The 11,659-nt window shown below is 39.5% G+C and carries 11 protein-coding genes and 3 tRNA genes; 5 read left to right on the top strand and 9 right to left on the bottom strand.

Annotation, left to right across the window (positions count from 1 at the left end):
• Positions 1–44: 44 nt before the first annotated feature.
• From WNY79_RS18830 to queE, 3 genes are all read right to left on the bottom strand, one after another.
• The gene (locus WNY79_RS18830) at positions 45–353 is read right to left on the bottom strand and encodes a helix-turn-helix transcriptional regulator (RefSeq protein WP_342876603.1); all 309 of its coding nucleotides are present in this window, start codon (positions 351–353) and stop codon (positions 45–47) included.
• A 436-nt stretch (positions 354–789) separates the two neighbouring features.
• Positions 790–1,533 (bottom strand): class I SAM-dependent methyltransferase, encoded by a 744-nt coding sequence (locus tag WNY79_RS18835; protein WP_342876604.1) that lies wholly within the window; start codon positions 1,531–1,533, stop codon positions 790–792.
• A gap of 226 nt (positions 1,534–1,759) precedes the next feature.
• The gene (queE, locus tag WNY79_RS18840) at positions 1,760–2,425 is read right to left on the bottom strand and encodes a 7-carboxy-7-deazaguanine synthase QueE (RefSeq protein WP_024591014.1); all 666 of its coding nucleotides are present in this window, start codon (positions 2,423–2,425) and stop codon (positions 1,760–1,762) included.
• Between the two features lie 145 nt (positions 2,426–2,570).
• Between queE and queC the strand changes: the two genes are divergently transcribed.
• Positions 2,571–3,227, top strand: coding sequence for a 7-cyano-7-deazaguanine synthase QueC (gene queC, locus WNY79_RS18845; protein ID WP_002960416.1), 657 nt, complete (start codon positions 2,571–2,573; stop codon positions 3,225–3,227).
• 88 nt (positions 3,228–3,315) lie between these two features.
• On the opposite strand, the gene WNY79_RS18850 is transcribed toward queC, so the two are convergent.
• Positions 3,316–3,765 carry an isoprenylcysteine carboxylmethyltransferase family protein gene (locus WNY79_RS18850; protein WP_294120816.1) on the bottom strand — a complete coding sequence of 150 codons (450 nt, stop codon included), beginning with the start codon at positions 3,763–3,765 and terminating at the stop codon, positions 3,316–3,318.
• 208 nt (positions 3,766–3,973) lie between these two features.
• Here WNY79_RS18850 and WNY79_RS18855 point away from each other — a divergent pair, with 208 nt between their 5' ends.
• Complete coding sequence (locus tag WNY79_RS18855; RefSeq protein WP_010553668.1) at positions 3,974–4,216, top strand: hypothetical protein; 243 nt, start codon at positions 3,974–3,976, stop codon at positions 4,214–4,216.
• Between the two features lie 3 nt (positions 4,217–4,219).
• On the opposite strand, the gene WNY79_RS18860 is transcribed toward WNY79_RS18855, so the two are convergent.
• The 5 genes from WNY79_RS18860 to WNY79_RS18880 form a co-directional block, all read right to left on the bottom strand.
• Positions 4,220–5,242 carry a hypothetical protein gene (locus WNY79_RS18860; RefSeq protein WP_342876605.1) on the bottom strand — a complete coding sequence of 341 codons (1,023 nt, stop codon included), beginning with the start codon at positions 5,240–5,242 and terminating at the stop codon, positions 4,220–4,222.
• A 101-nt stretch (positions 5,243–5,343) separates the two neighbouring features.
• Positions 5,344–6,024 (bottom strand): tRNA (adenine(22)-N(1))-methyltransferase TrmK, encoded by a 681-nt coding sequence (locus WNY79_RS18865; protein ID WP_342876606.1) that lies wholly within the window; start codon positions 6,022–6,024, stop codon positions 5,344–5,346.
• Positions 6,025–6,963 (bottom strand): class I SAM-dependent methyltransferase, encoded by a 939-nt coding sequence (locus tag WNY79_RS18870; RefSeq protein WP_342876607.1) that lies wholly within the window; start codon positions 6,961–6,963, stop codon positions 6,025–6,027. It abuts the gene before it with no gap.
• Positions 6,964–6,965: 2 nt separating this feature from the next.
• Positions 6,966–8,960, bottom strand: a complete 1,995-nt coding sequence (gene uvrB, locus WNY79_RS18875; RefSeq protein WP_342876608.1) for an excinuclease ABC subunit UvrB — start codon at positions 8,958–8,960, stop codon at positions 6,966–6,968.
• The gene (locus WNY79_RS18880; RefSeq protein WP_342876609.1) at positions 8,957–10,336 is read right to left on the bottom strand and encodes an MATE family efflux transporter; all 1,380 of its coding nucleotides are present in this window, start codon (positions 10,334–10,336) and stop codon (positions 8,957–8,959) included. Before WNY79_RS18880 ends, uvrB begins: the two co-directional genes overlap by 4 nt.
• Before the next feature lie 1,051 nt (positions 10,337–11,387).
• Here WNY79_RS18880 and WNY79_RS18885 point away from each other — a divergent pair.
• The 3 genes from WNY79_RS18885 to WNY79_RS18895 all read left to right on the top strand — a co-directional run bounded on the left by WNY79_RS18885 (position 11,388) and on the right by WNY79_RS18895 (position 11,657).
• A tRNA-Asn gene (locus WNY79_RS18885) sits at positions 11,388–11,464 on the top strand.
• Positions 11,465–11,485: 21 nt separating this feature from the next.
• Positions 11,486–11,562: transfer RNA gene (locus WNY79_RS18890), tRNA-Asn, on the top strand.
• A 21-nt stretch (positions 11,563–11,583) separates the two neighbouring features.
• Positions 11,584–11,657 (top strand) — tRNA-Asn (locus WNY79_RS18895).
• Positions 11,658–11,659 lie beyond the last annotated feature (2 nt).

The following is an 11,659-nucleotide window of genomic DNA, read 5'->3' on the forward strand; positions in this document are numbered from 1 at the left end:
CCTAATTATACATCCAAACTGATAAATTGAATGCTCCCTATTAGTTAATATTTAGATTTAAGTTCCTGCACCAGCTTTTCTTTCTCTTCATCAGTAAGAGAGTTAAATAGTAAAACCATTTCAGCCATTAAACCCTTTTCACAAAAGAAGTAATTAAGAGGCACATTTAGTTCCTCAGCTAAGCGTTTTAGAGTATTAACATCAGGAAAATGTCTACCCTTTTCATAATGGTTCATACGTCCGCTCGCAGAGCTTGGCTCCATACCAATTCTAATCCCAAGCTCTTTTTGAGATAATTTAGCGACTGTTCTAGCGTTTTTAAGGCGCATTGGAAAAGGGTTTTTAAATTGCAAAATAAGTTGTTTAGCATAATTTATGACGGTACTTAGATTGTCTAAGTTTTATAGCAGCATGTATACTTAGCAATCCTAAGTCACATAAATCGCAGGTTAATAAATGTATAAAAAAGAACGTAAGAATCTCATTATGGAAGAGATAAATAGAGGAAAAGGCCAATTACTGAATTAGCAGAACAATATGGTTGCATTAAGCCCACTTTACAGGTGGAAAATGAGATACCTCTAAAAAATCTTGACTTCATACATCATAATTAATTAGCTGTTTATATTCGCCGAAACTTAAATAAGTTACTGTGTCTGATGGCGCTTCGCTTATCCGACCTACGTTTTCAAATATATAATGCGGGGTTATTGGGGCGTGGTATTGGAGGTTCGTTGGGTTTAGCTACGCTCTACCCAAACTTTTATCTCTTCTTGATGAATGTTTGCCTTAAATTTTTACGCAGACAAAAATGGCGTTGCCTGAGCGCTGTGCCCATGGGGTTATTTTGTCGTAGTCATGTTCAAATATGTGGATTTCGAAGTACGGCTTTAGGGCTTCTTTAAGCTCGGTATAACTAAAAGCAACCATTGGGTGCTCGTCGTGCCATACGAGTGTTTTATCTGCGGTGGTTTTTTCTATGCTGAGTTTTAATAACTGTTTGCAGCCAGTGCCACTGTAGTGCCAGCCAGAGCGAAATGTGAAGAAGCTATTTTCGCTTGTTGCGGTGTGCTCTACAAATGAATCGCTGTCGATTTTGTTTTTATCAACCGTGTTAAAACAAAATATTCCACCTACATTTAATGCATTGTATACGCTAGCAAGGCACTCTTTTAGTTTATTAATGCCGTCGCAGTAATGGATTGAATACAAAAAGCAGGTAATTAAATCCAAGTGCTCAGTTACCTTAAATTCACTCATGTTTTGCAATGAAAATTGCGCTTCTGGGCAGCGAGTTTTTGCTTTATCTAGCATTGGCTGGTTTAAATCAAGCCCACTACTTTTATAACCGTTATCAATAAAGTGGCGTACATGTGGGCCGGTGCCACATGCTAAATCTAGATGGGTGTTTGCACCATTACCAAAAATTTGGTGCAGCCTGTGAATAGAATTGCTTTGGGCTTGATAATCAATATCTGCACACATTAAGTCGTAGTAATCAGAAAGGTCGGTGTAAAGCGCGTTTGCGGACATATAAGCCTAGTGGTAAGTAGTAGAATATTTTTAAGTCGCGCATAGTAAACTAGTTATGGCTATTAGCGAAGAAGATATGAGTTTTAGGGTTGTCGGTTGGTACTTCGCTTATCCGACCTGCGTATTTAAATATTATAAAACGTTATTAGAAAATGGTGCGGAAGTGGATATTTGTTGGGTTTAGCTTCGCTCTACCCAACATACGTACTATAACTTTAAGCTGGCTTTAACTAATTCCTAAATACTTATGTACTTGTATTGATAGGCGCCAGTTTTTGGCAATACAGGTGTCGATTGCTAATTTTGTTGCTGATACTTTTTGGCTAATTGGCTGTAAATAAACAAGCTTAGGATTAACGCCTGTTTTAGCAAATAATTCTTCTAACTCTTCAACATGCTTTTGCATGGCAACGGGGTGTTTAATTTCGTTGGCGCGCTTCATGGCGCTGGTAAGTACTTCGTAACCACCGCGCATGTTTATTTTAGGCGATACAGTGACCCATGTTTGCTCTGGGGCGAGTATTTCAAACGTGCCGCTGGTTTCTATTTGTGTGCTAAAACCGTGTTCGTGTAATAAGTTACAGACTGGATTTAAATCAAACATGCATGGCTCGCCGCCAGTAATTACAACATGCTTTGCGGTATACCCACGTGATTGAAACAACGCTAAAATTTGCTCTGCACTGGCGTTAGCCCAATGATCTGAGTCGGCTTTTTTTTCTACGGTTTCATCCAGCGATACTTTATATACATTATCAACATCCCACGTTTGCTTAGTGTCGCACCAAGAGCAGCCTACTGGGCAGCCTTGCAGACGTAAAAATATTGAGGGTGTGCCAGTAAAGCTAGCTTCACCTTGAATGGTTTCAAACACTTCATTAATTTTGTACAAAAGAGATCTCACTTACTACCTAGCAGCCAAATTGCTACTATTAAAAAACTAAAAAGCGCTGTGCAAAAATTGTTATTTAAGCTGCGGCCGTGTAGTATATCGCGCCCTGATATAAACCTCTATCAAAACTAAGAGCAAAACAGATATGACGCAAAAAGTAGTTGTTATTTATTCCGGCGGTATGGACTCATTTACCGTATTAAATAAAGCCCTGCAACAAGGCCATGATGTATATGCCCTATCATTTGACTATGGTCAGCGTCATGTAAAAGAGCTTAAAGTGGCGGCAAGTGTGTGCGAAAAATTAAACGTTCCACATAAAATTGTTGATATTTCGGCGATTAACCAACTTATTGGTGGCTCATCTCTTACTGATGATATTGACGTGCCAGAAGGCCATTACGAAGAAGAAAGCATGAAAAGTACGATTGTTCCTAATCGTAATATGATTTTGCTCTCGCTTGCGGTTGGTTACGCGGTATCACTTAAAGCTAGCCAAGTTTATTACGGTGCTCATTCTGGGGATCATGCTATTTACCCCGACTGCCGTCCTGAATTTGTGCAAAAAATGGATGATGTGTGCCGTATTGCTAATTACGACGCTGTAGAAATTTTTAGCCCATACTTAAACAATACTAAAATTGGTATTTTAACCGACGGTATTGAAATGGGTTTAGATTACAGCCAAACGTGGACTTGTTATAACGGCCGTGAAAAGGCCTGTGGTAAATGTGGCGCGTGCCAAGAACGCCTTGAAGCATTTGCACTAAATAACATTACAGACCCGTTAGAATACGAATAAGCAGCAATTAATTAGTAATACAGTTGCTACAAACAAAAAAGGCTATCATCGATAGCCTTTTTTTGTTTGTTTAATTTTAACGTAGAGATTACAACCAGCGTTTTACGCGCGCTTTGTAAGTGGTAAACTCTTCGCCAAATAATTTAGTGAGCGCTCGCTCCTCGGGTATTATTTGAAAAAACGTTAAATACGCAATAAACCCGACAATACATAAAAGTGCCCACAATGAGCTCAACCAAATACCCCACCCAGCTAAAATAAATGCAAAACCCACATACATTGGGTTACGGGAAATTTTATAAATGCCGCTCGTAATAAGTTTTGACGCTTGCTCAGGTTTACTAGGGTTTACTGTGGTGTTTGCTATTTTAAAACTCACCACCCCTGCAATACAAAAACCACACCCTATAATAACCAAACTTGCTGCTAAGTAGGTAATAAAGGCGGTGAAATCAATAACACTGTAATGCGCAATAAGCGCCATTATGCCTGCAAAAAACAGCACAACAATAACGGGAGGTATTTTATTATTTAACATGGCAACTCTCTGTATTGGCTAAAGTATGTTTATTATATGGAGGCACTATCGCCATTAAACAATATAAAAAATGTATGAATTATGAACACGCTCAAAGCTGAGCTTAATTAAGCTATACAAATTAAGTTACAATTGTCAGCTTTATCATAAGCGCTTAAAGGTTATACTTTAACCATAAACGAATAATAAAATGATAAGGAATGAGGTTATGTCTGGAACTACGATGATTGTACTTATTGTGCTAATTTCGGTTGGCTCAGGAGTGGTTTACGATATGTATAAAAAGCATCTTGAGTTTAAGCATAAAATGCAAAACAACAACAGCGATGCCCATAAACAATTAGCTGAAACAAACGCACAAGTGCTTGCATTAAAAGAGCGTGTACAAACACTTGAGGCTATTGTTACTGATTCTAGCTTTAACGTTAAAGATGAAATTAATAAACTTTAGTTGTTATAAGTAATTTGGATATAAATGTGCATTTTCTGGCTGCTCAATGCCATGAGCAGCTAAAAACCCACCAATAGCTTGCCCGCAACCCTGTGGAGCTCGGCCACTGTCTATCTCAAAGTTTAACTTATTTGCATGTTGCTTACCCATAGAGCAAAGCCCTACGGTACTTGGCGAGCGCATAGCGATACTTAAGTTACCTATTTGCTCAACCACAACGTGCTTACTAAAACGGGCAAAACCTTTGTACTTAAATTGCTCGTTTACGTAATCATTGCTTGTGGCTACCAATACTGTAATTAAGGCGTGCAAAAAGCTATTAGCTGATGGATCTGCTGTTAAAAACGAAATAGTTTTGTTATTAAACTCGCTAAGTTGGCAATTCTCACACAACAGCTCAACAGTATATAAATGTTGCTTGGCTATTTGCTGCTGACTTTTAAGCTCAATACTTTTTCCTGCAAATACAATACGTTTAAGTACTTCATCTACATGGCTTTCAGCACTTACACTTTTAACAAGCTCGGGGTTTTGCGCCATTACAGGTAAATCGTGGTGGTTATTAAATGGCGTGCTTGTTGCGCCGCTTTGCATTAACTGAAAAAGCTCTCTTACTTCATGTTCACGCGCTACTTTTAACGCTAAAAATGCTGTTTGAATAAGCTCTGAAGTAGGTAGGTTTTCCTCTACTATCCAGCGTCTGCCAAATAATAGCTTTTTGGCTTTGCCTTCATTTGTAGATGCACTTTTTTGATAGTTATCTGGGCTGAGCACTGCTACTTGCAAGTAAATTTCTTCACCTTTTTGCGCAGCAAGCACTCTAAAGTGAGCCGAAAATTCAATACTCTCAAGCACTTCGTTTACGCTTTCAAGCGTGTGCTTGTAACGTAAAAAATGCTGTGGCACCACCCAGCTACTATTAGCCAATTGCACAAGGGGTGCATAAGAAATAGGTTGCTCGTAACTGTGTTGCCATTTTTGCTCATTGCTAAGCAAATGATTAATGTGACTCTTGTTATCTGACATAAATAAACCAAATAAACTCGCGGTGTGCGATATAAACTATGAACACATTACGTCATCAATGTCGTAATTAGATCACATGTACGCCCTACTTTCAGGCTTTTTTAACTATCAGTGAGTTCTTGATAGTCTGTTATAACTTTTTGATAGTATGGCTTATCTTTATTGAGCATTTTATTATAATGATTTATAAGTTGGCTTTGGTACATAACGTGTTCTGTATTGGTAAAGTCCCACATTTTGTGGCCGGTGTGACTAATCTCATTATTGGTATTAAAGCTCACTTCTATTACTTCATAAAAACGTTTGTTGTCGTAAACTATTTGCTCACCTATAAGCCCTAAGCCTAGTTGCTTTAAACCGACTCGCAACTTATAAGTGTGATGCACTGGACATAAAATAAACCGAACATTATTTAAATGCTCCACTGCATTATTAGCCGTAATTTGTTGTATTAAACTTAACAACAGCTCACCGCCAACACCTGCGATTACAACTACTTGGCTTTTACTTTGAGCAATTTCAATTTTGCCTACATCCTGACATAAGACCTGCCACTGTGGATTTTTATTACAGGCTTTTTGTAATTTATTAATAGATGATAATTGCGCTTCTAGGTCGTTCATTAAAGTGGCGACTATATCAACAAAAATAACCTGCTCTGCAGATACGCGTTTTAATAGCGCCATGCCTAAATAACCATGGTCGCAGCAGCAATCCCAAATAATATCGTGATGCTGCGAAATTAATCTATCAATGGCAGTTAGGCGTTTGCTGAGTTTCATTTAATCAGTAGATTGTGACGATTTGTAGATAAGTGCTTTTAAGCTTCTGTCGCTGTCTACTTCAATAAAACGCTCGGTAGGGGCTAGGCGCTCAACAAATTCAATTGCGCCTTGGGTGTGCTCGTTTATTAACGCTTTAAACGCGTCTTCGCTAAGCTCTGGGCTATTAGCGCACAATAACAATTGTGTGGTATCGCAAAGTAGCTCTGGCAATCTGCGCAGCACTTTTTGATAGTCTTTAGTTAAAATAAAGCTGCCTTTTTGAAAGCTTGGCGGATCAACTATTATTAAATCAAACGGGGCTGCTTTTTTTAGTTTTCCAAACGACTTTAAAATATCATGAGGTAAAAAGCTTACGCCGCGCTCAAAACCGTTTAGTTGATGGTTTTGCTTGCCTACTTTAAGTACGCCTTTGCTCATATCCATGTTCATTACATGATCTGCCCCGCCTTGCATTGCTGCAAGCGAAAACCCACATGTATACGAAAACAAATTAAGCACTTTGCCATGCTTACTATTAGCCATTACAAACTCACGACCGCTGCGCATGTCGGGAAATATTCCGGTATTTTGACGGCTCTGTAAATCAACCAAAAAACGAATGCCGTTTTCGGTTACAACATGCGGGTTAGGTAATTGCCCATAAACCACGGTGTTTTGGCTTTGTACACCAGCGCGTTGCTGATACACAAGCGACGTAATAAGCTCAGGCTGATTTGCTTGCGCCCACTGCCACACTACATCGGTAAGCTCGCTTAGTGTTTGCTCGTCAATTTCGTCGTACGAAACTAAAAATAAACTTGGCGGATAAAAGTCTAAATTTATATGGCTTAACGCCTCAATACTGTGGCCTCGACCATGAAAGACACGGCACAGTTCATTTTTTAAAATTGGCGCATCTTCAAGCGCAGTAATAAGAGGAGTAAAGTTTGCTGTCATTTTTAATTAATCAACTGTTGTTGTAGTTCATGTATTTCATCGCGAACAGAGCCCGCTTTTTCAAATTCTAGATCGCTTGCGTATGCATGCATTTTGGTTTCAAGCTGCTTAATTTGCACGGCAATTTCTTTCGCACTAAGTACTTTGTTAGACTCTTTACGAATAAGTTTAAGGTTATCTTTAGGGGCCGCTTCTTCGCCTACATCCATTACATCAAGTATTTTTTTAGCCAGAGCACGAGGCTCTATGCCATGCTCAACGTTGTATGCATGCTGAATTTCGCGTCTGCGTGCTGTTTCGTCCATGGCTTTGGCCATAGATTTTGTAATTCTGTCACCATATAAAATAGCGCGGCCATCTAAGTGACGAGCAGCACGGCCAATAGTTTGTATCAGCGAGCGGGCTGAGCGTAAAAAGCCCTCTTTATCTGCATCAAGTATGGCAACAAGTGCCACCTCTGGCATATCAAGGCCTTCTCGCAGTAAGTTAATGCCCACTAACACATCAAACACGCCTGCTCGTAAGTCACGAATTATTTCTACGCGCTCAACGGTATCAATGTCTGAATGTAAGTAACGTACTTTTACATTATGCTCGCTTAGGTAGTCTGTTAAATCCTCAGACATACGTTTAGTAAGTGTAGTTACCAGTACGCGTTCGCCCTTCTCCACACTTTTGTATATTTCTGAGAGTAAATCATCAACCTGATCGCCCACTGGGCGCACTTCAATAAGTGGGTCGAGCAAGCCTGTTGGGCGAATTACTTGCTCTGCAATTGCGCCCACACAACGTTCTAATTCAAAGTCGCCTGGCGTTGCCGATACATAAATAGTTTGTGGTGAAATAGCTTCAAACTCTTCAAAGCGCAGCGGTCTGTTGTCCATTGCTGAGGGCATTCTAAAGCCATATTCAACTAAGTTTTCTTTACGGCTTCTGTCGCCTTTATACATTGCACCAATTTGCGATACGGTTACGTGCGATTCATCAATAATCATCAATGCATCGTCTGGGAGGTAATCAAGTAACGTAGGCGGTGGATCTCCTGGCGTACGGCCAGATAGATAGCGGCTATAGTTTTCGATGCCAGAGCAATAACCTAGCTCTCGCATCATTTCCATATCGTATTGCGTACGCTGTGTTACGCGTTGCTCTTCTACTAATTTATTAGCACTGAGTAACTGGGCTCTTCGATCTTTTAGTTCTTCTTGTATTTTATCGATAGCACCGAGTATTTTTTCACGCGGGGTAACGTAGTGTGTTTTTGGGTAGATAGTGGTACGGACTATGTGCTTTTCAACAGCGCCAGTAAGCGGATCAAAAATGCTTAAGCGCTCTATTTCGTCATCAAACATTTCTACTCGAACAGCAAATGTGTCTGATTCTGCAGGGAATATGTCGACCACTTCGCCACGTACACGGTATGTACCTCGGCTAAAATCTATGTCGTTGCGGGTATATTGTATTTCAGCTAGGCGACGTAGCATGTCGCGTTGATCTACTTTTTCGCCCACTTTTAAAAGTAGCATCATTTTCATGTACGATTTAGGGTCGCCCAAACCATAAATAGCCGATACCGAGGCCACAATAATAGTATCGCGACGCTCAAGCAGTGCTTTGGTCGCGCTTAAACGCATTTGCTCTATGTGCTCGTTTATAGAGGCATCTTTTTCAATAAAAGTATCGCTTGATACAACATAGGCTTCTGGTTGGTAGTAATCGTAATACGATACAAAATATTCAACCGCATTTTTAGGGAAAAACTCTTTCATCTCCCCGTATAGCTGCGCGGCAAGCGTTTTATTGTGCGCCATTATTATTGTTGGACGGTTTAAATCGTTAATAATATTAGCCATGGTAAAGGTTTTACCTGTACCAGTAGCACCTAATAACGTTTGGTGTGCAAGGCCAGCTTCTAGCCCTTCGCAAAGCTGTTTAATTGCTGTGGGCTGATCGCCTGCTGGTTTAAAATGTGATCTTAACTGAAAATGGTCGCTCAATTATTGCACTCCTGTAACGATTCGCCGCTCAGCGCCTCTAGTTTTTTCATAAACCATTTATACGCCACTATTGCTGTAAATAAGTTACCTAACGCAGCGCCAATAAACAGCCCTAATAATCCGGCTATTTCGTTGCCTATATAAGCAAATGGTACATAAAATATGAATAACCGAATGACACTTAAAACCAATGCATACATTGGTTTGTGTAAAGCATTAAACGATGAGTTTGATAATATGATCACCCCTTGTAAGCCGTAGCTTAGCGGGATGGTATAAATAAAGAGCTTAATTACATCGATTACGGCTTGTTCTTTACCAAACAATTGGCTTATAACGCCTGAGAATGCAATTAGTAATACGTAGATGGCAAATTGCCACACCATCACAAATTTTAGTGTGCCGGTGTACGCTTTTTTAACGCGGCATAATTTGCCAGCACCAAAGTTTTGGCTAACAAATGGCGGTAATGTCATAGATAGCGCAAGCACTAATATACTTGCAATCGATTCTATTCGACTTCCTACTCCAAATGCAGCTACGGCTTCTGGGCCATGGTGTGCCACCAAAGCGGTCATTACAGCCATTGCAACCGGTGTAAGCATGTTCGCGCCGGCAGCAGGTAAACCAATTTTTAATATTTTGCGAATAGCGCCAGTCACTGTTTGCTTGCCTGCTTTTAGGCTCAACAAACGCTTTTTAAACGCTAATATATATAAAATAATAACGACAGCAACCGACCACGCAACAACACTTGCTATGGCAGCGCCTTGAATTCCTAACGCTGGTACAGGCCCAAAGCCAAATATTAGTATTGGATCGAGTATGGCGTTTATCAGCCCGGCTCCGCCCATAACTATACTTGGCGTTTTTGTATCGCCACTGGCGCGCAGTACTGAGTTACCAATCATTGGGGTTATTAAAAATACACTACCGATAAACCATATATTCATGTATTCGTGTATTAACGGTAATACTTGTGCGCCCGCTCCTAGCAGAGTAAATATGGGGTCAATCAGTAAATAACCAATAGATGACAACACAATAACCAAAACCACACCAACCATTAAAGAAATACTGGCATCAAAACGCGCTTCATCTATTTTATTACTACCGAGTGCTTTTGCTATTACCGCCGATGTACCAATCCCCAGCCCTATTGCTAAGCTTATAACGGTAAAGGTAACCGGAAATGTAAAGCTCACTGCTGCAAGCGGTTCGGTGCCAAGTAAGCTTATAAAAAATGTATCGACAATATTGAACATCATTAACGTGATCATGCCGAATATCATCGGAATGGTCATCGTCTTTAATGTTGGCAAGATGGGATCGTTTAGTAAATCTGGGCGATTCTGGGATTTTGAAATTGCGCGCATGAAATAAATAGGCCTCTTTTACTGAACGAATCATTTTAAAGCATCAAGGCAGTTCAAGCCACGGATTTATCACTACAATTGAAGTAATTAAAGAAGTAAAGATTCGAAAAAATAGTAAAACTTAGTTTTTACATCTTTTTGTTAAAATAGAGCCTAAACACCGCAAAAAACAATTAAAACACATTTTTATAACTTTTATTACAAACACCCAGTGATATCTGATGCTTTTTTACACAAAGGTGATGCTTGGTTTATCGTTACGAAAAAATTCCCTCATCGAGTTGCATCTATTCTGCATCAAATCATAACTCATTGTTTTATATTAAATTAAAAATAATGATTTAAAAGCTTGAAATCGTTGTAGCACCCTAAACCATTGGTGCCGATGATGTTCTTAAAGTTTCATAAACAGAGTTATCCACAGAAACCGTGGATAACTCATTCAAACCCGCATTTATAAAGGCTTTGAGAGAGCCGCCATTTTCGGTGATATCTAGACAATTGATCATTTGCTATTTGTAGCATTTTTATAAACTCACGCTAAAAACTGAAGCTCTCCAATTTTTCTTCTTAACATAGTTGTACGGTTGGTATAAAAATACGCTTACCATAAAGTTAAGTTATTGATTGTTCTATTTTTGAACGGATAAAGTAAATACCCATTTTATTCATAGTAATTAGATCACAATTTAGATCACAAAATATTTCTGTGGATATACGCGTAGGTATATTTTTAAAAATTTAAAACAAAAACAAATTTAATATTGAAAATACCGCCAAGTAAAAAATGAGTTTTTATGTTTTTGAGTTGTTTTTTAATAACAAGCCACTTTAATAACGTGTTTAATTTAACCAATTTAAAGACTCTGCAATAATAAAAGTCACACTGTTATTCTTAAATTTCAAAAAAAATAACTTTAATAGAGCTATAAAACACGCAGATCGAACACAAAAACAACGAATAAACCTCTTTTTTCAATTTATGACTTTTATATGTTGACACTTTGCGACGCGGTCATTAATATTTCGCCCCGTTGAAAGGCAAGACGCTTCCCCCTTAGCTCAGTTGGTTAGAGCGACGGACTGTTAATCCGCAGGTCCCCCGTTCGAGTCGGGGAGGGGGAGCCAAGTTTTTCAACCATAAACGATTCCCCCTTAGCTCAGTTGGTTAGAGCGACGGACTGTTAATCCGCAGGTCCCCCGTTCGAGTCGGGGAGGGGGAGCCAAGTTTTTCAACCATAAACGATTCCCCCTTAGCTCAGTTGGTTAGAGCGACGGACTGTTAATCCGCAGGTCCCCCGTTCGAGTCGGGGAGGGGGAGCC

Source organism: Pseudoalteromonas sp. AS84 (genome assembly GCF_038900255.1).
Taxonomy (GTDB): domain Bacteria; phylum Pseudomonadota; class Gammaproteobacteria; order Enterobacterales; family Alteromonadaceae; genus Pseudoalteromonas.